Here is a 22,042-nt window from a genome sequence, read left to right as displayed (position 1 = left end):
CCTCAGAGTTATAACTTGGATAACTACCGCTTAATACGAGCTTTTAACCAGAGTTATCCACATCTGTTCGCGCGATCTTTAATCGTTTTTGAGTAAATTTTTCCATTCACCCAGCCAGATCTCCGCTGGATCTTCCGGAATGTCATGATCGAGGATGTTGATCTTCAGTGTTTCACCCAGCTGTTTTGCCCCACAGGCAGTCACAGCGGCTTCGACTTTCTCTATTGCACCGCAAAAGGTGTCATATTCACGACTGCCGATACCCACCGCGCCAAAACGGACGTTTGACAGGTCAGGCTGCTGTTCCAGCAGTTCGTCATATAAAGGTTGCAGATTATTCGGCAGATCGCCTGCGCCGTGCGTCGAGGTGATCAGTAGCCAGACCCCATCAGTCGGGAGATCGTCAAGCAACGGGCCGTGCAGTGTTTCGGTGGAAAAGCCCGCGTCTTCCAGCTTCTCAGCCAGATGTTCCGCAACGTATTCCGCGCCGCCCAGGGTGCTGCCACTGATAAGGGTAATGTCCGCCATTGATCGCTCGCTCAAATAAAGAGGGGCTCATTGTACGCTGTGAACGAGCTGGGATCTACCTGTGGAAAATGTGGGAATGAATTTGCCCGATCAGGGGCGGATGGTACGCATGATCGGGTTCTGCAGGGAGATCAATGTTTCAGTGGACTGAATTTCATCAATTGTTTGGATCTTGTTGATAAGTACCTGCTGGAGGGCATCAATGGAGCGGCACATCACCTTTATAAAGATACTGTAGTGCCCGGTGGTGTAGTACGCCTCCGTGACTTCTTCAAGCGCGTTGAGCTTCGCCAGGGCTGACGGATAGTCTTTGGCACTTTTGAGAATAATGCCAATAAAGCAGCAGACGTCATAACCCAGCTGCTTAGGGCTGACGTCGATACGTGCGCCGGTAATGATCCCCCCCTGTTTCATCTTTTCCACGCGGACGTGGATTGTGCCCGGACTGACGCCAAACTGTTTCGCCAGTTCCGCATAGGCAGTACGTGCATTGGCCATTAAGGCCTCCAGGATGCCGCGGTCCAGATTATCGATCTGATAATTTTCCATAGCTTTTTCTTATGAGCATTAATGAATCTCTCTATTCTAGCGCCTTATTTTAATGAATCAAAAGTGAAGATGGCTTTTTGTTGATGGGTTATTGAATAACAGGCCATTTCTGTTGCTTAATCTCTATCAACAGGACGCAGGAGTCTAAATAATGAAAACCGCTTACATCGCAAAACAACGCCAGATCAGCTTCGTTAAATCCCATTTTTCACGTCAGCTGGAAGACAAGCTTGGTCTGATCGAAGTCCAGGCGCCCATTCTCAGCCGCGTGGGTGACGGGACGCAGGACAACCTTTCTGGATGCGAAAAAGCGGTACAGGTGAAAGTGAAAACACTGCCAGACGCCCAGTTCGAAGTGGTGCATTCCCTTGCGAAGTGGAAACGTCAAACCCTGGGACAACACGACTTCAGCGCGGGCGAAGGGCTTTACACGCACATGAAAGCCCTTCGCCCCGATGAAGACCGTCTTACGCCAATGCACTCTGTCTACGTCGATCAATGGGACTGGGAGCGCGTCATGGGCGATGGCGAGCGTCACGTCGGTACGCTGAAATCCACCGTTGAGGCGATCTACGCCGGGATCAAAGCGACCGAAGCGGCAGTGAGCAAAGAGTTTGGTCTGGCACCGTTCCTGCCGGAATCGATCCACTTTGTCCACAGCCAGGAACTGCTGAGCCGTTATCCCGATCTGGATGCCAAAGGCCGTGAGCGTGCGATCGCCAAAGAATTGGGTGCTGTGTTCCTGATCGGGATTGGCGGCAAATTGTCTGACGGTAAACGCCATGATGTGCGTGCGCCGGATTATGATGACTGGAGCACGACGGGTGAAGGCGAACGCACCGGTCTGAACGGCGATATTCTGGTCTGGAACCCGGTGCTGGAAGATGCGTTCGAGCTCTCTTCAATGGGGATCCGCGTGGATGCTGACGCCCTGAAGCGTCAGCTGGCACTGACCGGGGATGAAGATCGCCTCACGCTGGAGTGGCACCAGGCGCTGCTGCGCGGAGAGATGCCGCAGACCATTGGCGGCGGTATTGGCCAGTCCCGTCTGACCATGCTGCTGTTGCAGCTGCCTCATATTGGTCAGGTGCAGTGCGGTGTCTGGCCACAACAGGTACGCGATCGCGTTGAATCTCTTCTGTAATTAGCGCTGCCAGCGTCTTAGCAGGCGGCTACGTAACCCGGTATCAAAGCGCCAGATATGATCGAAGATGCGCATGATGCCGGGCTTTCCATGGGCAGACATCGCCACAGCATGGAAACGGTGCTGGTGCACTCGCTGTAGCTCCTTCACTTTATTCACCACGTCATCCGGTAGCCGCTGGGCAATAAAATCGGAGATGACCACGGCGTCAGCGTCATACCAGTCTCCGCCCTGCATCCGCTCAACGATGCTTCGAAAACAGCTGGCCAGATCGGTACCGCCACGAAAGCGCTGGCTTAAAAAGCGGATCGCCTGCTCAATACCCTGCTGATGGGTCAGTTCATACCCCACAACTTCGCTGGAAAAGAGCATGATGAAGCAGCGACGTCGATCGGCGAGCGCCACGCGCATCAGAGCCAGGCAGAACGCTTTCGCGCACTGTTCGTTAAACCCTCCCATCGAGCCGGACGTATCCACGCACACAATAAAGGGCCCGCGCGGCTGTTCGTCAAAATCCTGATGGATGACCGGGCGCTGGCTGAGCTTTTCACGCCAGGCTTCGCCATGCAACCGGTAGGTCAGAAGCTGTTTTTCCACCAGCCGGCGATAAAACTCGTACTCAAGCTCAGTCATCCCCAGGGTACTCAGCTCCGTGGGCAGCAGGCGCAAAATATCGTCGCTTTGCTGGAGCCCATCCACCTGCTCAGGCACGGTGGCCGGTTCACGGACCAGGGTGCGGAAGGTCTCCATTGGGGCATCTTTCTTTGGGACCGATTTGGCCTCCCGTGAACGACCCAACTGTTCGGCAAGCTTCATCAGCTCTGGCTGCTGTGCCAGAAAATCGCCGTACTTGACGATGAGCTGGTAATCTCCGCGCCGCAGCTGACCAGCGCTCATATCCCAAAGACGCCCGGCGGCGTTTTCATTTTCCACCAGCACCTGCTCCAGCTGACCGCTTAAGGTCATGCGTTCCTGCACTTCGCTAAGCAGCTGTTCACGCTCCTCATCCAGCAACTGCTGGTTCAACGTTGTGGCCTGCACCACCAGGCTGAGGCGCCAGCGTTGTAAAAAGAGGGTGTGTAGCGCGGGGGTAAACGTGGCGTTATCCGTGACCAGCGCTCGCGCCTGGCTGGCAAACGGAGAGTGTACCGTGTCGAGTAACGTCAGGGTTTGCGGGAGCTGGGCGATAAACTGTGACGTAGAGAGCCGCTGGCACTGCTGATAGCAGGCCACCTCGTCAGTTAATTCAGGGGGGACTTCGGTCTCTTTGAACCGCTGACGCAGGTTTTCGCGCCAGCGCGGGAGATCGTCGGTCATCGCCTTTTTGAGCCGCGGGAATTTTTCAAAAAAAGCCGCCAGCTGCGGGGAGGCCAGAAGGGTGATGACCACCTCTTCGATCAATCCCTCTTCGCTGACGGCCAGCATGACGTTAAGCGTATCCAGCGTTAGCATTGACGAGCCTGTTTGATCTGCGCGCTGACATCCTGCAGGCTGGCTTCGATGCGACCTAACCAGTCGCTATGAATAAAGAGGCATTTTTGCTGCTCGCTGAAGCGCGTATGTTGCTGGTGCCATTCCGTATCCAGCGCTTCAAGCTGGCGTTTAATCTCTTCCGGCACGCTGTCAGAGGCGGTTCCCGGAAGCGCAAGACGCGATCCCTGCAGGCTGACGTCGCGGATCACCAGATGCTGGCTGCTGTCCACTTCCAGCGTCAGCGGCTGGGCAAAACCGATGCCGTTGAGTTTGCCGCGGATCTCCCCGCCCTTATCAAGCCACTGAGCCAGTGGCTCTCGCTCCACGGTGATATGGACCACCTGCATGTCATGCAGCTTAAGGGGCTGCTGAAGCAGGAGCGTCAGCGTTGTACTGGTCAGTTCGGACGGCAGCTCATAATGCGCTTTGCGGGCGAACATGCCGCCAAGGCGGTTTACTTTCAGCGCTGTTTTGTCGCTTTGTTGTTGCTGCAGCTGAATACGCCGTTGGGCAATCGCCCCGAGCTGGTTGAGCATCGACTGCTGGCCCCAGGCGTGTCCGGTCATCAATACGTCAAGCTGCTGCTGCATCAGGTTCATGCCTTCCGCGTCGTGCCAGAGGCAATCTTTTAAAAGGATCAGATCGATTGGCGCAACGGCATCGCGGCCGCTGAACAGGGCGCTGGCCTGCAGCAGGCGGATCGCTTTTTTCCAGCGACGGTCGGAGACATACGGCGCAGAAGGCAGTAAATCGAGCTGCTGGCGCAGCAGATAGATCAGCTCAAACACCGAATCCGGCAGTGTGATTTTGCCGATATCCTCCTGCCACTGGTAATACTCCTCATCCGTGACCTGCAGCGAAGCGGGGACCGGGTTTTCATTCTCATCCTGCTGGCTGATCAGCATCGAGCGGAAGTTGGATTTATCCTGCACTTTGTCGAGCCACAGGCGGATCAGCATGCGGTCATACAGCGCTTCAAGGCTGCTGTCGGCTTCCGGGAGTTCGTTAGAGGCCGCCACCAGCAGGCGCATCGGGATTTTCTCTTCGCTGGCACCGTTGCGGAATCGGCGTTCGTTTATCGCCGTGAGCAGGGTGTTCAGAATAGCCGGCCCCGCTTTCCAGATCTCATCAAGAAAAACAATTTCCGCTTCCGGAAGATACCCCTCAGTCAGGCGCTGATAGCGCCCCTCATCTTTCAGCGCCTGAATGGAAAGCGGGCCGAAAACTTCTTCTGGGGTGGAAAAGCGGGTCATCAGGTATTCGAAAGCGCGGGCGTTCTGAAAGGCAAATTTCAGCCGGCGGGCAATCAGGCTTTTGGCGATGCCCGGAGGTCCAAGCAGAAAGACGCTTTCGCCGCTCAACGCTGCCAGTAAACAGAGGCGAATGGCGTGGCTACGCTCGAAAAGGCCTTTTTCCAGCGCGCCGCTGAGGCGGGAAATTCTTTCTGCTATTAAATGTGAGTGAGCCATAATAGTTTTGCATCCTTTCGCCGTCGTGGCGGCCAATTGAAGCGAGTATAGACGTTTCAGTCAGGGCTGGTAATAGACTGAAGTGCGGCGCTATTTTCTTTGCGCTACATTAATGCGGTTGCATTTAGGGGTACGATTTTGCATTGAATCGTGCATACTGTGCGCTTTTTGTGGGCCAAGGGACTAAGCACACATTTGTTATTTAAACGAAAAGACTAGTCTATGAGCACTGATAATAAGCAATCATTACCCGCAATAACGCTTGCGGCGATCGGGGTTGTCTACGGTGATATCGGCACCAGCCCGCTTTATACGCTTCGTGAATGTCTGTCCGGTCAGTTTGGTTTTGGTGTTGAGCGCGATGCCGTCTTTGGCTTCCTGTCCCTCATCTTCTGGCTGCTGATCCTGGTGGTTTCAGTGAAATACCTCTCCTTCGTTATGCGTGCAGATAACGCCGGTGAAGGGGGGATCCTGACTCTGATGTCCCTTGCCGGGCGGAATACCTCCGCCAGAATGACGTCGGTGCTGGTCATTATCGGCCTGATTGGCGGCAGCTTCTTCTATGGGGAAGTTGTCATTACGCCCGCGATTTCGGTTCTCTCGGCGATAGAGGGGCTGGAGATTATCGCGCCACAGCTTGATTCATGGGTTGTTCCGCTGGCGATCCTTGTTCTGACGCTGCTGTTCATCATCCAGAAGCACGGCACCGGGCTGGTGGGCAAGCTGTTCGCTCCGATTATGCTGGCCTGGTTCCTGGTCCTGGCGGCACTCGGTTTACGCAGCATTATTGCTAACCCGGATGTGCTGCATGCGCTGAACCCTTACTGGGCCGTGCATTTCTTCCTGGAATACAAAGTGGTTTCCTTCGTTGCGCTCGGTGCCGTCGTGCTCTCCATCACCGGTGTTGAGGCGCTGTATGCCGATATGGGGCACTTCGGGAAACTGCCTATCCGCGTGGCGTGGTTTTTAGTGGTCCTGCCGTCGCTGGTGCTGAATTATTTCGGCCAGGGTGCGCTGCTGCTGCAAAACCCGGAGGCGATTAAGAACCCATTCTTCCTGCTGGCTCCGGACTGGGCGCTGGTGCCCATGCTGATTCTGGCGACGCTGGCGACCGTTATTGCCTCGCAGGCGGTAATTTCAGGCGTGTTCTCTCTGACGCGTCAGGCCGTGCGTCTGGGGTATCTCTCGCCTATGCGCATTATCCATACCTCCGAGATGGAGTCGGGCCAGATTTACATTCCGTTCATCAACTGGCTGCTCTATTTCGCCGTGGTGATTGTCATCGTCAGCTTCGAGCACTCCAGCAACCTGGCGGCGGCGTACGGTATTGCGGTAACCGGTACGATGGTACTGACCTCGCTGCTCTCCACCACGGTAGCGTACCGAAACTGGCACTGGAACAAATTCCTCGTGATGATGATTCTGGTCGGCTTCCTGTGCATTGACGTGCCGCTGTTCTCCGCCAACCTCGACAAGATTGTCTCCGGTGGCTGGCTGCCGCTGACGCTCGGTCTGGTGATGTTCATTGTCATGACCACGTGGAAAAGCGAACGTTTCCGCCTTCTGCGCCGTATGCATGAGCACGGTAACTCCCTGGAGGCTATGATTGCCTCGCTGGAGAAATCGCCGCCGGTACGCGTGCCGGGCACCGCGGTGTATATGTCGCGTGCGCTGAACGTTATCCCGTTTGCGCTGATGCATAACCTCAAGCACAACAAAGTGCTGCACGAGCGCGTGATCCTGCTGACCCTGCGCACCGAAGATGCCCCGTATGTCCACAATGTCCGCCGCGTGCAAATCGAGCAACTGTCGCCGACCTTCTGGCGCGTAGTGGCAAGCTACGGCTGGCGTGAGACACCAAACGTCGAAGAGGTGTTCCATCGCTGCGGTCTGGAAGGACTGAGCTGTCGCATGATGGAGACCTCGTTCTTTATGTCCCACGAGTCGCTGATTATTGGCAAGCGCCCCTGGTATTTGCGTCTGCGCGGCAAGTTGTACCTTATCCTGCAGCGTAACGCCCTTCGCGCGCCTGACCAGTTTGAGATCCCGCCTAACCGTGTGATTGAGTTGGGAACGCAGGTCGAAATCTAGGTCCTCGTGTGGCCTGATGCCCTCTCCTGGATGGAGAGGGTGCAACCCTAAAAAAGCGGTAACCAAAGGGTTACCGTTTTTGCATTTATCGCCTTCTCATTTCACGTAGCGAAACGTTTCGACGCCGATCACAAATCTGTTATGTCATGGTGGTTTTCTGAACACCGTTAAGACTAAACTGATTTCAGCGAAACGTTTCGCTAGTGGAGCAAGAAAATGAAGAAAGGCACCGTTCTTAACGCAGAAATCTCATCGGTTATTTCCCGTCTTGGGCATACCGATACGCTGGTGGTTTGCGATGCAGGCTTACCGGTTCCGCGCAGCACAACCCGTATTGATATGGCGTTAACGCAGGGCGTGCCCTCGTTTATGCAGGTACTGGACGTGGTGACGGCGGAGATGCAGGTTGAGGCGGCCATTCTCGCGACGGAAATTAAACACCATAATCCGCAACTCCACGAAACGTTGCTCAGCCACATTGAGCAACTGCAACAACACCAGGGAAACACCATAGAAATTCGTTACACAACGCACGAGCAATTCAAACAACAAACCGCAGACAGTCAGGCGGTGATTCGCAGCGGGGAGTGTTCCCCGTATGCGAATATCATTCTCTGTGCTGGCGTCACCTTCTGAGGCCATCATGGACGCATTACTGCAACTGAAAGGGATCGATAAAGCGTTCCCGGGCGTAAAAGCCCTCTCTGGCGCGGCACTGAACGTTTATCCCGGACGCGTAATGGCGCTGGTGGGCGAAAACGGGGCCGGCAAATCCACCATGATGAAAGTGCTGACCGGTATCTATCAACGCGATGCCGGCTCGCTGCTGTGGCTGGGTAAAGAGACCACGTTCAACGGCCCGAAATCCTCCCAGGATGCGGGGATCGGTATTATTCACCAGGAGCTGAACCTGATCCCGCAGCTCAGCATTGCGGAAAACATCTTCCTCGGACGTGAGTTCGTTAACCGGTTTGGCAAAATCGACTGGAAAACGATGTATGCCGAAGCGGACAAACTGCTGGCGAAGCTAAACCTGCGCTTCAAGAGCGACCGTCTGGTGGGCGACCTCTCCATTGGCGATCAGCAAATGGTTGAAATCGCGAAGGTGCTGAGCTTTGAGTCGAAGGTCATCATTATGGATGAACCGACGGACGCGCTGACCGATACCGAAACCGAATCTTTATTCCGCGTTATCCGCGAGCTGAAATCGCAGGGACGCGGGATTGTCTATATCTCTCACCGTATGAAAGAGATTTTCGAGATCTGCGACGACGTAACGGTCTTCCGCGACGGGCAATTCATTGCCGAGCGCGAAGTCGCCACGCTGACCGAAGATACCCTTATCGAAATGATGGTGGGACGTAAGCTCGAAGACCAGTATCCGCATCTGGACAAAGTACCGGGTGAGATCCGCCTGAAGGTGGACAACCTCTGTGGCCCGGGCGTGAACGATGTCACCTTTACCCTGCGCCAGGGAGAGATCCTTGGCGTGGCGGGGTTAATGGGGGCAGGCCGTACCGAGCTGATGAAAGTGCTCTATGGCGCACTGCCGCGTACCAGCGGTTATGTCACGCTCGACGGTCATGAGGTGGTGACTCGCTCTCCACAGGATGGCCTGGCAAACGGCATCGTCTATATCTCCGAAGACCGCAAGCGTGACGGCTTAGTACTGGGGATGTCGGTAAAAGAGAACATGTCGCTTACTGCCCTGCGCTATTTCAGCCGCAGCGGTGGCAGCCTGAAGCACAAAGATGAACAGCAGGCGGTCAGCGATTTTATCCGTCTCTTCAACGTTAAAACGCCGTCGATGGAGCAGGCGATTGGTCTGTTGTCCGGTGGTAATCAGCAAAAAGTGGCCATTGCACGCGGTCTGATGACGCGCCCGAAAGTGCTGATCCTTGATGAGCCAACCCGCGGCGTGGACGTTGGGGCCAAGAAAGAGATCTATCAGCTGATTAACCAGTTCAAGGCCGACGGCCTGAGCATCATTCTGGTCTCTTCCGAGATGCCAGAAGTATTAGGCATGAGCGATCGCATTATCGTCATGCATGAAGGGCATCTCGGTGGTGAATTCACTCGCGAGCAGGCCACCCAGGAAGTTCTGATGGCTGCCGCTGTGGGCAAGCTTAATCGCGTGAATCAGGAGTAAGAAGATGACTACCCAGGCTGTTTCTGGTCGCCGTTATTTCACAAAGGCATGGCTGCTGGAACAAAAATCGCTGATTGCCCTGCTGGTGTTGATCGCGATTGTTTCGACCATGAGCCCAAACTTTTTTACCGTTAATAACCTGTTCAATATTCTTCAGCAGACGTCGGTTAACGCCATTATGGCGGTAGGGATGACGCTGGTGATTTTGACATCGGGTATCGATCTGTCCGTCGGTTCCCTGCTGGCGCTCACCGGTGCGGTTGCGGCTTCAATTGTAGGGATTGAGGTCAACGCGCTGGTGGCCGTTGCAGCTGCGCTGGCACTTGGGGCGGCAATTGGTGCCGTGACCGGTGTGATTGTGGCGAAAGGTCGCGTTCAGGCGTTCATTGCGACGCTGGTCATGATGCTCCTGCTGCGCGGTGTCACCATGGTTTATACCAACGGCAGTCCGGTAAATACCGGCTTTACGGATAACGCCGATCTGTTTGGCTGGTTCGGTATTGGTCGTCCGCTGGGTATCCCGACGCCGGTCTGGATCATGGCTATCGTTTTCCTCGCGGCGTGGTACATGCTGCATCACACCCGTCTGGGTCGTTATATCTATGCGCTGGGCGGTAACGAAGCGGCAACGCGTCTGTCCGGGATCAGCGTCAATAAAGTCAAAATCATCGTCTATTCGCTGTGTGGTCTGCTGGCCTCTCTGGCAGGCATCATCGAAGTGGCGCGCCTCTCTTCAGCGCAGCCAACGGCGGGGACGGGGTATGAGCTGGATGCCATTGCGGCAGTCGTTCTGGGCGGTACGAGTCTTGCGGGCGGTAAAGGTCGCATTGTTGGGACATTGATCGGCGCACTGATCCTTGGTTTCCTGAATAATGGTTTGAATTTATTGGGTGTTTCCTCCTATTACCAGATGATCGTTAAAGCAGTGGTGATTTTGCTGGCGGTTCTGGTAGACAACAAAAAACAGTAACTGACGACACTACAGGACATCTTAGATATGAACATGAAAAAACTGGCTACCCTGGTTTCTGCTGTCGCGCTGAGCGCAACCGTAAGTGCTAACGCAATGGCGAAAGACACCATCGCGCTGGTTATCTCCACGCTGAACAACCCGTTCTTCGTCTCTCTGAAGGACGGAGCACAGAAAGAAGCTGACAAACTGGGCTACAACCTGGTGGTGCTGGACTCTCAGAACAACCCGGCGAAAGAGCTGGCAAACGTTCAGGACTTAACCGTACGTGGCACCAAAATCCTGCTGATCAACCCAACGGATTCTGACGCCGTGGGTAACGCCGTGAAGATGGCAAACCAGGCGAAGATCCCGGTCATCACCCTTGACCGTCAGGCGACGAAAGGCGACGTAGTCAGCCACATCGCTTCTGATAACGTACTGGGTGGCAAAATCGCGGGTGACTACATCGCGAAGAAAGCGGGTGAAGGCGCGAAAGTTATCGAACTGCAGGGTATTGCCGGTACGTCAGCGGCGCGTGAGCGTGGTGAAGGCTTCCAGCAGGCTGTTGCAGCGCACAAATTTAACGTACTGGCCAGCCAGCCTGCTGACTTTGACCGCACGAAAGGTCTGAACGTGATGCAGAACCTGCTGACCGCGCACCCTGACGTGCAGGCTGTGTTCGCACAGAACGACGAAATGGCGCTGGGCGCGCTGCGTGCTCTGCAGACCGCTGGTAAATCTGATGTGATGGTTGTCGGATTTGACGGCACGCCGGATGGTGAAAAAGCAGTAAAAGATGGCAAACTGGCGGCGACCATCGCTCAGCTGCCTGAGCAGATCGGCGCAACGGGCGTGCAGACTGCTGATAAAGTGCTGAAGGGCGAAAAAGTTCAGGCCAAATATCCTGTTGACCTGAAACTGGTCATCAAGCAGTAAAAGGCGAATCAGGCAGTCGCTGGCTGCCTGAGGGACACCCTATAAAGAAAAGTGTGGCATACGCCACCGGGTCACACCGGTGGCGCTCTCAGATGGACACCTCAACCATGAAAACCGCAGGCAATCTTGTCGTCCTTGGCAGTATCAATGCCGATCACATTCTTAACCTTGAATCGTTCCCGACACCGGGCGAAACCGTCACCGGTAATCAGTATCAGGTGGCATTCGGCGGTAAGGGCGCCAACCAGGCCGTCGCCGCAGGACGCAGTGGGGCGAAGATCGCCTTTATTGCCTGCACAGGTGATGACGATACCGGTGAGCGCGTACGCAAACAGCTGGCCAGCGATAACATTGATATTGCGCCTGTCAGCGTTGTCGAAGGGGAATCAACCGGCGTGGCGCTGATTTTCGTCAACGCGGAAGGTGAGAATGTCATCGGTATTCATGCGGGGGCTAACGCCGCGCTGACCACTGAGCGGGTGAACGCGCAGCGCGAGATCATCGCGAATGCCGAAGCGCTTCTGATGCAGCTGGAATCACCCGTTGAAAGCGTCCTGGCGGCCGCAGCGATAGCGCATCAAAATCATACCACTGTCGTACTCAATCCTGCGCCTGCGCGGGTATTATCAGACGAGCTGCTGGTGCTGGTGGATATCATTACCCCGAACGAAACTGAAGCGGAGAAACTGACAGGCGTTCGCGTTGAAAATGATGACGACGCCGCGCGGGCGGCGAAAGTGCTGCACGATAAAGGCATCGGCACCGTTATCATTACCCTTGGCAGTCGTGGAGTGTGGGCCAGCGTAAACGGGGAAGGCCGTCGCGTGCCGGGCTTTAAGGTTAAGGCGATTGATACCATCGCGGCGGGAGATACCTTTAACGGTGCATTGGTGACTGCGCTGCTGGAAGGCAAGAGAATGGATGATGCTATCCGCTTTGCCCATGCCGCCGCGGCGATTGCCGTAACGCGCAAAGGTGCTCAGCCTTCCGTTCCGTGGCGTAAAGAGATTGATGAATTCTTAAGTCAGCAGGGGTAACGCTTGGCCACAATGAAAGATGTCGCCCGCCAGGCGGGCGTTTCTACGTCGACAGTCTCCCACGTCATTAATAACGATCGCTTCGTTAGCGAGGCGATTCGGGAGAAAGTCGAAGCCGCGGTTAAAGATCTCAATTATGCGCCGTCCGCGCTGGCGCGCAGCCTCAAGCTCAACCAGACGCGCACCATCGGCATGCTGATCACCGCCAGTACCAACCCCTTTTATTCTGAACTTGTTCGCGGTGTCGAACGCAGCTGCTTCGAGCGTGGTTACAGCCTGGTGCTGTGCAATACCGAAGGGGATGAGCAGCGAATGAACCGCAACCTGGAGACGCTGATGCAAAAACGCGTCGACGGGTTACTGCTGCTGTGTACCGAAACACATCAGCCCTCGAAAGAGATTATTCAGCGCTACCCTTCTATTCCCACGGTGATGATGGACTGGGCGCCGTTCGACGGTACCAGCGATCTCATTCAGGATAACTCGCTGCTGGGGGGTGACATGGCCACCCAGTATCTGATCGATAAAGGCTATACCCGCATCGCCTGCATTACCGGCCCCCTGGATAAAACCCCGGCGCGCTTGCGTCTTGAGGGGTATCTTTCTGCGATGGCGCGGGCGGGGCTTACTGTTCCGGGTGGCTACCGTATTACCGGTGATTTCGAATTTAACGGCGGCTTTGAAGCTATGCAGAAACTGCTGTCGCAAGCGCAGCGTCCGCAGGCTGTGTTTATCGGCAACGATGCGATGGCATTTGGCGCGTACCAGGCGTTATATCAGGCGGGGCTGCGTGTTCCACACGATATGGCGGTGATTGGTTACGATGACATTGAACTGGCCCGCTACATGACGCCGCCGCTCACCACGATTCATCAGCCAAAAGATGAACTGGGCGAGCTGGCCATCGATGTGCTTATCCACCGAATGGCCGAGCCCGGCCTGCAGCAGCAACGTCTGCAGCTTACTCCTGTTCTGATGGAACGGGGTTCGGTTTAGCCTTTGCTTTGTGGCGCTCTTTGATCAGGTTGCGGCCATCTTTGGGTTTTAACAGCATAAAGACCAGCGCCGACACGACGGTGAGTGCGCCCATGGTAATAAAGGTATAGTGAAACTGTTCGACGGTGTTCGCGCTGTCAAAACCTTCATAAAACCGCAGCACCGCCGCACTGACGGCCACCCCCAGACTGATCGACAACTGCTGAGTCACTGCCAGCACGCTGTTGCCGCTACTGGCGTTATCGTCGGTCAGGTCGGCGAGGGTGATGGTGTTCATCGACGTGAACTGTGTCGACATGGCCATTCCCAGCACAAACAGGGGCAGGATCAGCATCCAGACCGGTAAAGAGGCGGATTGCAGGGAGAACTGCGCGATCATCAGCCCGATAAAGACCGTTACACCTACCAGCGTCTTACGATAGCCAAACCAGCGCAACACCTGCGTGACGGTTGATTTGGCCAGAATAGAGCCCATCGCCGTGGGGGCCATCATGCAACCGGCAATCAGAGCCGGGTAGCCGAAACCCACCTGCAGCATCAGTGGCATCAGGAATGGCACGCAGCCCGTCCCCAGGCGTGAGGCAATGTTGCCCGCAATCCCCACGGAAAACGTTCGGGTGTTAAACAGCGACAGAGAAATTAACGGCGTCGGGTGACGGCGTGCATGACGTATATAAAGAAGGAACAGCAAAATACCGCCGAGGATGACGGAGAGTGCAATCCATGTCGCCACGATCTTCTCACCAAACAGCTCCATCCCACTTGAGAAGAGCACCAGGCTCAGGCCAAACAGGAAAAAACCACGCATATCGAAACGGCGTCTTGGGGTGGTGAAGTTCGGCATATATTTGCGGGCATAAAGCAGCCCCGCGACGCCAATAGGAATATTAATCAGGAAGATCCAGTGCCAGCTTGCCCAGGTGACGAATACCCCGCCGAGAACCGGACCCAGTATGGGGCCGACCAGGCCGGGCATCGTGACGAAGTTGAGCACAGGAAGCAGTTCGCTGCGCGGATAGGCGCGCAGTAACGCCAGACGCGCCACGGGCATCATCATTGCCCCGCCAACGCCCTGAAGAACACGGAAGATGACCAGCTCTGTAAGAGACGTTGACAGCGCACAGGCCAAAGAGCCGAGCGTAAAGAGCGTCACGGCCAGCATGAATATTTTGCGGGTGCCGAAGCGGTCAGCCAGCCAGCCGCTTACCGGAATGAGCATCGCGACAGTCAGGGTATAACTGATGATGGCGGACTGCATCGCCAGCGGGGATCGGTTAAGGCTTTGTGCAATCGCGGGTAGCGCTGTGTTGAGGATGGTGGCATCCAGTGCCTGCATAAAGAACGCCATGGCTGCAATCCACGGCAATCCGGCCATGCTGCGCGCTTTTTTCTCTCTCATTTATGTACCTGCTGGTGGGTAGGCGCGGCCAGCAATGCCTGGCATGCATCCTGGGCTCGCTGCCCGTCGCTCTCCTGAATGGCATCAACAATCGCCTGGTGCAAATCCAGCTTTACCACTTCGTCTTGCGTAATAGAGGTAAAGTAGGTGTGGTATACCGAATGGAATAAAGAGGCAAAGGATGTCAGGAACGGATTGGCGCTCATCATATAGATGTGTTCATGCCAGGCCATATCGACCTCAATCCAGCGTTCGCGGTTGAAGTGTTTTTTCAGGAACACCATCTCTTCCATCAGGGCATTGAGCTGCGCTTTCTGTTCTGCCGTCCCGAGCGTGGCGGCAAGGAGGCAGGCCTGAGGTTCAAGACTGCTGCGCATCACCAGGAAGTGATCGACGACCTGATGAAAGTTATCCTCCGTCATCCACCATGAGAGCAGTTCCTGATCGAGGAAGTTCCAGTTGCTCTGTGGCATCACACGCGTACCAATGCGAGGACGCGGAAGCACCATGCCTTTTGCCGTTAAGGTTTTCACCGCTTCGCGAACGGCGGTACGGCTCACCCCAAACTGCTCACCCAACTCCATTTCACCCGGCAGGATGCTCCCCGGGGCATATTTACCCGCTAAAATCAGCTGAGCCAGTTTTTCTGCCAGCACATACGACAGGTTTTTTTGGGCAGCCAGTTGTTGTGCGCTTAATGGCATCGCGTTTATTCCTTAAAGATTCATGCTGATAATTATGCCACCTCGGGTGTTATTGTGGTTGCAGATACATCAAATAGAACAATTTGTAGCTTGATTTCACCCCTGTTGGTGAAAAAAAACACGGACAGAAACTTTTTTTGAATTTCCTCTTGTCACTTCAGAATAACTCCCTATAATGCGCCTCCACTGACACGGAACAACGGCACACACGCCGCCGGGTTAGCGGGGTTCAGAGATGAACACCAACAGAGATAAGCGAAAATAAATGCTTGACTCTGAAGCGGGAAAGCGTAATATGCACACCCCGCGCCGCAGCGAAAGCGAAGCGGCACTGCTCTTTAACAATTTATCAGACAATCTGTGTGGGCACTCAAAGTGACATGGATTCTTAATGTCTTCGGACACTAAATGAATACCAAGTCTCTGAGTGAACATACGTAATTCATTACGAAGTTTAATTCACGAGCATCAAACTTAAATTGAAGAGTTTGATCATGGCTCAGATTGAACGCTGGCGGCAGGCCTAACACATGCAAGTCGAACGGTAGCACAGAGAGCTTGCTCTCGGGTGACGAGTGGCGGACGGGTGAGTAATGTCTGGGAAACTGCCTGATGGAGGGGGATAACTACTGGAAACGGTAGCTAATACCGCATAACGTCGCAAGACCAAAGAGGGGGACCTTCGGGCCTCTTGCCATCAGATGTGCCCAGATGGGATTAGCTAGTAGGTGGGGTAACGGCTCACCTAGGCGACGATCCCTAGCTGGTCTGAGAGGATGACCAGCCACACTGGAACTGAGACACGGTCCAGACTCCTACGGGAGGCAGCAGTGGGGAATATTGCACAATGGGCGCAAGCCTGATGCAGCCATGCCGCGTGTATGAAGAAGGCCTTCGGGTTGTAAAGTACTTTCAGCGGGGAGGAAGGTGTTGTGGTTAATAACCGCAGCAATTGACGTTACCCGCAGAAGAAGCACCGGCTAACTCCGTGCCAGCAGCCGCGGTAATACGGAGGGTGCAAGCGTTAATCGGAATTACTGGGCGTAAAGCGCACGCAGGCGGTCTGTCAAGTCGGATGTGAAATCCCCGGGCTCAACCTGGGAACTGCATTCGAAACTGGCAGGCTAGAGTCTTGTAGAGGGGGGTAGAATTCCAGGTGTAGCGGTGAAATGCGTAGAGATCTGGAGGAATACCGGTGGCGAAGGCGGCCCCCTGGACAAAGACTGACGCTCAGGTGCGAAAGCGTGGGGAGCAAACAGGATTAGATACCCTGGTAGTCCACGCCGTAAACGATGTCGACTTGGAGGTTGTGCCCTTGAGGCGTGGCTTCCGGAGCTAACGCGTTAAGTCGACCGCCTGGGGAGTACGGCCGCAAGGTTAAAACTCAAATGAATTGACGGGGGCCCGCACAAGCGGTGGAGCATGTGGTTTAATTCGATGCAACGCGAAGAACCTTACCTACTCTTGACATCCAGAGAACTTAGCAGAGATGCTTTGGTGCCTTCGGGAACTCTGAGACAGGTGCTGCATGGCTGTCGTCAGCTCGTGTTGTGAAATGTTGGGTTAAGTCCCGCAACGAGCGCAACCCTTATCCTTTGTTGCCAGCGGTCCGGCCGGGAACTCAAAGGAGACTGCCAGTGATAAACTGGAGGAAGGTGGGGATGACGTCAAGTCATCATGGCCCTTACGAGTAGGGCTACACACGTGCTACAATGGCGCATACAAAGAGAAGCGAACTCGCGAGAGCAAGCGGACCTCATAAAGTGCGTCGTAGTCCGGATTGGAGTCTGCAACTCGACTCCATGAAGTCGGAATCGCTAGTAATCGTAGATCAGAATGCTACGGTGAATACGTTCCCGGGCCTTGTACACACCGCCCGTCACACCATGGGAGTGGGTTGCAAAAGAAGTAGGTAGCTTAACCTTCGGGAGGGCGCTTACCACTTTGTGATTCATGACTGGGGTGAAGTCGTAACAAGGTAACCGTAGGGGAACCTGCGGTTGGATCACCTCCTTACCTTAAAGAACCTGCCTTTGTAGTGCTCACACAGATTGTCTGATGAAAAGTAAATAGCAAGGCGTCTTGCGATTGAGACTTCAGTGTCCCCTTCGTCTAGAGGCCCAGGACACCGCCCTTTCACGGCGGTAACAGGGGTTCGAATCCCCTAGGGGACGCCACTTGCTGGTTCGTGAGTGAAAGTCACCTGCCGACATATCTCAAAACTCATCTTCGGGTGACGTTTGAGATATTTGCTCTTTAAAAATCTGGATCAAGCTGAAAATTGAAACGACACACAGTTAATGTGTGTTCGAGTCTCTCAAATTTTCGCAAACCGGTGATGAATCGAAAGAAACATCTTCGGGTTGTGAGGTTAAGCGACTAAGCGTACACGGTGGATGCCCTGGCAGTCAGAGGCGATGAAGGACGTGCTAATCTGCGAAAAGCGCCGGCGAGGTGATATGAACCTTTGACCCGGCGATGTCCGAATGGGGAAACCCAGTGTGATCCGTCACACTATCGTTAACTGAATACATAGGTTAACGAGGCGAACCGGGGGAACTGAAACATCTAAGTACCCCGAGGAAAAGAAATCAACCGAGATTCCCCCAGTAGCGGCGAGCGAACGGGGAGCAGCCCAGAGTCTGAATCAGCTTGTGTGTTAGTGGAAGCGTCTGGAAAGTCGCACGGTACAGGGTGACAGTCCCGTACACGAAAGCACACAGGCTGTGAACTCGAAGAGTAGGGCGGGACACGTGGTATCCTGTCTGAATATGGGGGGACCATCCTCCAAGGCTAAATACTCCTGACTGACCGATAGTGAACCAGTACCGTGAGGGAAAGGCGAAAAGAACCCCGGCGAGGGGAGTGAAAAAGAACCTGAAACCGTGTACGTACAAGCAGTGGGAGCCTCTTTTATGGGGTGACTGCGTACCTTTTGTATAATGGGTCAGCGACTTATATTCTGTAGCAAGGTTAACCGTATAGGGGAGCCGAAGGGAAACCGAGTCTTAACTGGGCGTTAAGTTGCAGGGTATAGACCCGAAACCCGGTGATCTAGCCATGGGCAGGTTGAAGGTTGGGTAACACTAACTGGAGGACCGAACCGACTAATGTTGAAAAATTAGCGGATGACTTGTGGCTGGGGGTGAAAGGCCAATCAAACCGGGAGATAGCTGGTTCTCCCCGAAAGCTATTTAGGTAGCGCCTCGTGAATTCATCTTCGGGGGTAGAGCACTGTTTCGGCTAGGGGGCCATCCCGGCTTACCAACCCGATGCAAACTACGAATACCGAAGAATGTTATCACGGGAGACACACGGCGGGTGCTAACGTCCGTCGTGAAGAGGGAAACAACCCAGACCGCCAGCTAAGGTCCCAAAGTCATGGTTAAGTGGGAAACGATGTGGGAAGGCACAGACAGCCAGGATGTTGGCTTAGAAGCAGCCATCATTTAAAGAAAGCGTAATAGCTCACTGGTCGAGTCGGCCTGCGCGGAAGATGTAACGGGGCTAAACCATGCACCGAAGCTGCGGCAGCGACACTATGTGTTGTTGGGTAGGGGAGCGTTCTGTAAGCCGTTGAAGGTGTCCTGTGAGGGGTGCTGGAGGTATCAGAAGTGCGAATGCTGACATAAGTAACGATAAAGCGGGTGAAAAGCCCGCTCGCCGGAAGACCAAGGGTTCCTGTCCAACGTTAATCGGGGCAGGGTGAGTCGACCCCTAAGGCGAGGCCGAAAGGCGTAGTCGATGGGAAACAGGTTAATATTCCTGTACTTGGTGTTACTGCGAAGGGGGGACGGAGAAGGCTATGTTAGCCGGGCGACGGTTGTCCCGGTTTAAGCATGTAGGCGGAGGTTCCAGGTAAATCCGGTTCCTTGTTAACGCTGAGGTGTGATGACGAGGCACTACGGTGCTGAAGTAACAAATGCCCTGCTTCCAGGAAAAGCCTCTAAGCATCAGGTAACATCAAATCGTACCCCAAACCGACACAGGTGGTCAGGTAGAGAATACCAAGGCGCTTGAGAGAACTCGGGTGAAGGAACTAGGCAAAATGGTGCCGTAACTTCGGGAGAAGGCACGCTGATATGTAGGTGAAGCCCCTGCGGGTGGAGCTGAAATCAGTCGAAGATACCAGCTGGCTGCAACTGTTTATTAAAAACACAGCACTGTGCAAACACGAAAGTGGACGTATACGGTGTGACGCCTGCCCGGTGCCGGAAGGTTAATTGATGGGGTTAGCGGCAACGCGAAGCTCTTGATCGAAGCCCCGGTAAACGGCGGCCGTAACTATAACGGTCCTAAGGTAGCGAAATTCCTTGTCGGGTAAGTTCCGACCTGCACGAATGGCGTAATGATGGCCAGGCTGTCTCCACCCGAGACTCAGTGAAATTGAACTCGCTGTGAAGATGCAGTGTACCCGCGGCAAGACGGAAAGACCCCGTGAACCTTTACTATAGCTTGACACTGAACACTGGTCCTTGATGTGTAGGATAGGTGGGAGGCTTTGAAGCGTGGACGCCAGTCTGCGTGGAGCCAACCTTGAAATACCACCCTTTAATGGCTGGTGTTCTAACGTAGACCCGTGATCCGGGTTGCGGACAGTGTCTGGTGGGTAGTTTGACTGGGGCGGTCTCCTCCCAAAGAGTAACGGAGGAGCACGAAGGTTAGCTAATCCTGGTCGGACATCAGGAGGTTAGTGCAATGGCATAAGCTAGCTTGACTGCGAGAGTGACGGCTCGAGCAGGTGCGAAAGCAGGTCATAGTGATCCGGTGGTTCTGAATGGAAGGGCCATCGCTCAACGGATAAAAGGTACTCCGGGGATAACAGGCTGATACCGCCCAAGAGTTCATATCGACGGCGGTGTTTGGCACCTCGATGTCGGCTCATCACATCCTGGGGCTGAAGTAGGTCCCAAGGGTATGGCTGTTCGCCATTTAAAGTGGTACGCGAGCTGGGTTTAGAACGTCGTGAGACAGTTCGGTCCCTATCTGCCGTGGGCGCTGGAGAATTGAGGGGGGCTGCTCCTAGTACGAGAGGACCGGAGTGGACGCATCACTGGTGTTCGGGTTGTCATGCCAATGGCACTGCCCGGTAGCTAAATGCGGAAGAGATAAGTGCTGAAAGCATCTAAGCACGAAACTTGCCCCGAGATGAGTTCTCCCTGAGACTTTAAGTCTCCTGAAGGAACGTTGAAGACTACGACGTTGATAGGTCGGGTGTGTAAGCGCAGCGATGCGTTGAGCTAACCGATACTAATGAACCGTGAGGCTTAACCTTACAACGCCGAAGATGTTTTGGCGATGAGAGACGATTTTCAGCTGATACAGATTACAGAATTTGCCTGGCGGCTTTAGCGCGGTGGTCCCACCTGACCCCATGCCGAACTCAGAAGTGAAACGCCGTAGCGCCGATGGTAGTGTGGGGTCTCCCCATGTGAGAGTAGGGAACTGCCAGGCATCAATTAAAAGAACCCCGTACCGTATGGTGCGGGGTTTTTTGCTTTGGGTTTTTCCCGTCATCAGAGAGAGCATCAGACAGCACACCAATTCAAAATAAACGCGGCGATCTCCTCAACGTTATTCAAATCCAGTACCGGTATCTCCAGATCCAGGGCTACGTCACTGGCGACTGCAATCACATGCTCATCGAGCGTCAGCTCGTGAACATCATGCCCGGCATGGCTTCTGAACAGCAGGATCTTTGCCACCGCGTCATGCTTAAACCCCTCAACCAGCACCAGATCCAGAGTAGAGTGATCCATCCGGCTAACCAGATACATGAGATCCAGCGGCGCTTCATCCGGTGTTTCAGTCATCAATGCCCAGCGCTGATCACTCGCCACCATCGTTTGGGCTGCACCTGCCTTACGCAGCTCATAGCTGTCTTTTCCCGGCTTATCGACATCCATATTGTGATGCGTATGCTTAATTAATCCGGGGCGAACACCTTTAGCGCAAAGCGCAGGGATCAGTTTTTTCAGCAGCGTCGTTTTCCCGGTACCACTCCAGGCTGAAATGGCCAAAACAGGTATCATTTTTTCTCCTGCATCATCTGCAAATCTTCTGTGGTATTGACGTTCATAAACGCCGATTTCAGATCGCTAAAATCGACGGGATAGCCGCCTGACTGGCGCATAAAAGCCATCACCCTGCGCTCTCCTGCCGTCAGGTACTCCTGTAACGCCGGAACTAACGAACGGTGGATCAACGCAACAGCAGGGTGGTCACGCTCACCGTCATGGGCCCAGACAACGGGTGCGCTACCACGAAGCCGTATCATGCGTTCGACAAGACAAGACGGAATAAACGGGGTATCACACGGACAGAAGATAAACCACTCCCCGTGCGACTGCTGCATAACCGAAAGCATACCGGCCAGCGGCCCGGGGTAATTCTCCTGGGTATCCTCGTAAACGGGATACCCGCTACGCTGATAAACATCTCTATGCCTGTTAGCGCTGATGGCCATTGTCATGACCTGGTCCGCAAGCGTATCAGCGACATGCTGCCAGAGTGGCTTACCGTTGAGGAGCTGAAGACCTTTATCTTTCCCCCCCATTCGGGTTGCCTTGCCACCCGCCAGAACAACGCCGATTATTTGCTGGCCATGATTCATGA

At 54.5% G+C, this 22,042-nt stretch carries 16 protein-coding genes, 1 tRNA gene and 3 rRNA genes; 12 read left to right on the top strand and 8 right to left on the bottom strand.

Annotated elements, in window-relative coordinates:
- Positions 1-78: 78 nt before the first annotated feature.
- Positions 79-528 (bottom strand): FMN-binding protein MioC, encoded by a 450-nt coding sequence (mioC, locus tag HV242_RS23495; RefSeq protein ID WP_050737669.1) that lies wholly within the window; start codon positions 526-528, stop codon positions 79-81.
- Positions 529-618: 90 nt separating this feature from the next.
- Entirely contained in the window at positions 619-1,077 is a 459-nt protein-coding gene (asnC, locus tag HV242_RS23490; protein ID WP_050737670.1) for a transcriptional regulator AsnC, read from the bottom strand.
- A gap of 151 nt (positions 1,078-1,228) precedes the next feature.
- On the opposite strand from asnC, the gene asnA reads away from it, so the two are divergent.
- Positions 1,229-2,221 (top strand): aspartate--ammonia ligase, encoded by a 993-nt coding sequence (asnA, locus tag HV242_RS23485; RefSeq protein ID WP_063858518.1) that lies wholly within the window; start codon positions 1,229-1,231, stop codon positions 2,219-2,221.
- Here asnA and viaA read toward each other — a convergent pair whose 3' ends face one another.
- A complete protein-coding gene (viaA, locus tag HV242_RS23480; protein WP_014172273.1) occupies positions 2,222-3,673 on the bottom strand; it encodes an ATPase RavA stimulator ViaA in 1,452 nt (483 codons plus the stop codon).
- Positions 3,667-5,163 (bottom strand): ATPase RavA, encoded by a 1,497-nt coding sequence (gene ravA, locus HV242_RS23475; protein WP_041162920.1) that lies wholly within the window; start codon positions 5,161-5,163, stop codon positions 3,667-3,669. Before ravA ends, viaA begins: the two co-directional genes overlap by 7 nt.
- A gap of 222 nt (positions 5,164-5,385) precedes the next feature.
- On the opposite strand from ravA, the gene kup reads away from it, so the two are divergent.
- The 7 genes from kup (at position 5,386) to rbsR (ending at position 13,324) form a co-directional block, all read left to right on the top strand.
- Positions 5,386-7,254 (top strand): low affinity potassium transporter Kup, encoded by a 1,869-nt coding sequence (gene kup, locus HV242_RS23470; RefSeq protein WP_014172271.1) that lies wholly within the window; start codon positions 5,386-5,388, stop codon positions 7,252-7,254.
- A gap of 216 nt (positions 7,255-7,470) precedes the next feature.
- Positions 7,471-7,890: a D-ribose pyranase gene (rbsD, locus tag HV242_RS23465; RefSeq protein ID WP_020882770.1), complete on the top strand. Its 420-nt coding sequence runs from the start codon at positions 7,471-7,473 to the stop codon at positions 7,888-7,890.
- Positions 7,891-7,897: 7 nt separating this feature from the next.
- A complete protein-coding gene (gene rbsA / locus HV242_RS23460; RefSeq protein WP_050737671.1) occupies positions 7,898-9,403 on the top strand; it encodes a ribose ABC transporter ATP-binding protein RbsA in 1,506 nt (501 codons plus the stop codon).
- Positions 9,404-9,407: 4 nt separating this feature from the next.
- On the top strand, positions 9,408-10,373 hold the full coding sequence (gene rbsC / locus HV242_RS23455) for a ribose ABC transporter permease (RefSeq protein WP_020882772.1): 966 nt from the start codon (positions 9,408-9,410) through the stop codon (positions 10,371-10,373).
- A gap of 27 nt (positions 10,374-10,400) precedes the next feature.
- The gene (rbsB, locus tag HV242_RS23450) at positions 10,401-11,291 is read left to right on the top strand and encodes a ribose ABC transporter substrate-binding protein RbsB (RefSeq protein WP_014172267.1); all 891 of its coding nucleotides are present in this window, start codon (positions 10,401-10,403) and stop codon (positions 11,289-11,291) included.
- Positions 11,292-11,398: 107 nt separating this feature from the next.
- A complete protein-coding gene (rbsK, locus tag HV242_RS23445; RefSeq protein WP_050737676.1) occupies positions 11,399-12,328 on the top strand; it encodes a ribokinase in 930 nt (309 codons plus the stop codon).
- 3 nt (positions 12,329-12,331) lie between these two features.
- Positions 12,332-13,324: a ribose operon transcriptional repressor RbsR gene (rbsR, locus tag HV242_RS23440; RefSeq protein ID WP_072126522.1), complete on the top strand. Its 993-nt coding sequence runs from the start codon at positions 12,332-12,334 to the stop codon at positions 13,322-13,324.
- On the opposite strand, the gene mdtD is transcribed toward rbsR, so the two are convergent.
- Positions 13,290-14,723 (bottom strand): multidrug transporter subunit MdtD, encoded by a 1,434-nt coding sequence (gene mdtD / locus HV242_RS23435; protein ID WP_014172264.1) that lies wholly within the window; start codon positions 14,721-14,723, stop codon positions 13,290-13,292. The two genes, rbsR and mdtD, sit on opposite strands and share 35 nt — an antisense overlap.
- Positions 14,720-15,427 carry a FadR/GntR family transcriptional regulator gene (locus tag HV242_RS23430; RefSeq protein WP_020882776.1) on the bottom strand — a complete coding sequence of 236 codons (708 nt, stop codon included), beginning with the start codon at positions 15,425-15,427 and terminating at the stop codon, positions 14,720-14,722. Before HV242_RS23430 ends, mdtD begins: the two co-directional genes overlap by 4 nt.
- 476 nt (positions 15,428-15,903) lie before the next feature.
- Here HV242_RS23430 and HV242_RS23425 point away from each other — a divergent pair.
- The 4 genes from HV242_RS23425 (at position 15,904) to rrf (ending at position 20,881) form a co-directional block, all read left to right on the top strand.
- A 16S ribosomal RNA gene (locus tag HV242_RS23425) occupies positions 15,904-17,443 on the top strand.
- Positions 17,444-17,528: 85 nt separating this feature from the next.
- Positions 17,529-17,604, top strand: a tRNA-Glu gene (locus HV242_RS23420).
- Positions 17,605-17,796: 192 nt separating this feature from the next.
- Positions 17,797-20,702, top strand: a 23S ribosomal RNA gene (locus HV242_RS23415).
- A 63-nt stretch (positions 20,703-20,765) separates the two neighbouring features.
- Positions 20,766-20,881, top strand: a 5S ribosomal RNA gene (gene rrf / locus HV242_RS23410).
- The 16S, 23S and 5S rRNA genes sit together here with 1 tRNA gene alongside, the layout of an rRNA operon.
- Before the next feature lie 74 nt (positions 20,882-20,955).
- Here rrf and mobB read toward each other — a convergent pair.
- Both mobB and mobA read right to left on the bottom strand, forming a co-directional pair.
- A complete protein-coding gene (gene mobB, locus HV242_RS23405; RefSeq protein WP_032680055.1) occupies positions 20,956-21,459 on the bottom strand; it encodes a molybdopterin-guanine dinucleotide biosynthesis protein MobB in 504 nt (167 codons plus the stop codon).
- The gene (mobA, locus tag HV242_RS23400) at positions 21,456-22,040 is read right to left on the bottom strand and encodes a molybdenum cofactor guanylyltransferase MobA (RefSeq protein ID WP_044867258.1); all 585 of its coding nucleotides are present in this window, start codon (positions 22,038-22,040) and stop codon (positions 21,456-21,458) included. The genes mobB and mobA overlap by 4 nt, the downstream gene beginning before the upstream one ends.
- Positions 22,041-22,042: the final 2 nt, after the last annotated feature.

It is taken from the genome of Enterobacter sp. RHBSTW-00593 (genome assembly GCF_013784105.1).
Classification (GTDB): domain Bacteria; phylum Pseudomonadota; class Gammaproteobacteria; order Enterobacterales; family Enterobacteriaceae; genus Enterobacter; species Enterobacter ludwigii.
The sequence above is the reverse complement of the archived record's forward strand: the minus strand, read 5'-3'. Positions and strand labels throughout refer to the sequence as shown.

What these genes read in the sequence shown, in the direction of transcription:
- mioC (WP_050737669.1), bottom strand. Translation starts at nt 528, where the DNA reads ATGGCGGACATTACCCTTATCAGTGGCAGCACCCTGGGCGGCGCGGAA.
- asnC (WP_050737670.1), bottom strand. Translation starts at nt 1,077, where the DNA reads ATGGAAAATTATCAGATCGATAATCTGGACCGCGGCATCCTGGAGGCC.
- asnA (WP_063858518.1), top strand. Translation starts at nt 1,229, where the DNA reads ATGAAAACCGCTTACATCGCAAAACAACGCCAGATCAGCTTCGTTAAA.
- viaA (WP_014172273.1), bottom strand. Translation starts at nt 3,673, where the DNA reads ATGCTAACGCTGGATACGCTTAACGTCATGCTGGCCGTCAGCGAAGAG.
- ravA (WP_041162920.1), bottom strand. Translation starts at nt 5,163, where the DNA reads ATGGCTCACTCACATTTAATAGCAGAAAGAATTTCCCGCCTCAGCGGC.
- kup (WP_014172271.1), top strand. Translation starts at nt 5,386, where the DNA reads ATGAGCACTGATAATAAGCAATCATTACCCGCAATAACGCTTGCGGCG.
- rbsD (WP_020882770.1), top strand. Translation starts at nt 7,471, where the DNA reads ATGAAGAAAGGCACCGTTCTTAACGCAGAAATCTCATCGGTTATTTCC.
- rbsA (WP_050737671.1), top strand. Translation starts at nt 7,898, where the DNA reads ATGGACGCATTACTGCAACTGAAAGGGATCGATAAAGCGTTCCCGGGC.
- rbsC (WP_020882772.1), top strand. Translation starts at nt 9,408, where the DNA reads ATGACTACCCAGGCTGTTTCTGGTCGCCGTTATTTCACAAAGGCATGG.
- rbsB (WP_014172267.1), top strand. Translation starts at nt 10,401, where the DNA reads ATGAACATGAAAAAACTGGCTACCCTGGTTTCTGCTGTCGCGCTGAGC.
- rbsK (WP_050737676.1), top strand. Translation starts at nt 11,399, where the DNA reads ATGAAAACCGCAGGCAATCTTGTCGTCCTTGGCAGTATCAATGCCGAT.
- mdtD (WP_014172264.1), bottom strand. Translation starts at nt 14,723, where the DNA reads ATGAGAGAGAAAAAAGCGCGCAGCATGGCCGGATTGCCGTGGATTGCA.
- HV242_RS23430 (WP_020882776.1), bottom strand. Translation starts at nt 15,427, where the DNA reads ATGCCATTAAGCGCACAACAACTGGCTGCCCAAAAAAACCTGTCGTAT.
- mobB (WP_032680055.1), bottom strand. Translation starts at nt 21,459, where the DNA reads ATGATACCTGTTTTGGCCATTTCAGCCTGGAGTGGTACCGGGAAAACG.
- mobA (WP_044867258.1), bottom strand. Translation starts at nt 22,040, where the DNA reads ATGAATCATGGCCAGCAAATAATCGGCGTTGTTCTGGCGGGTGGCAAG.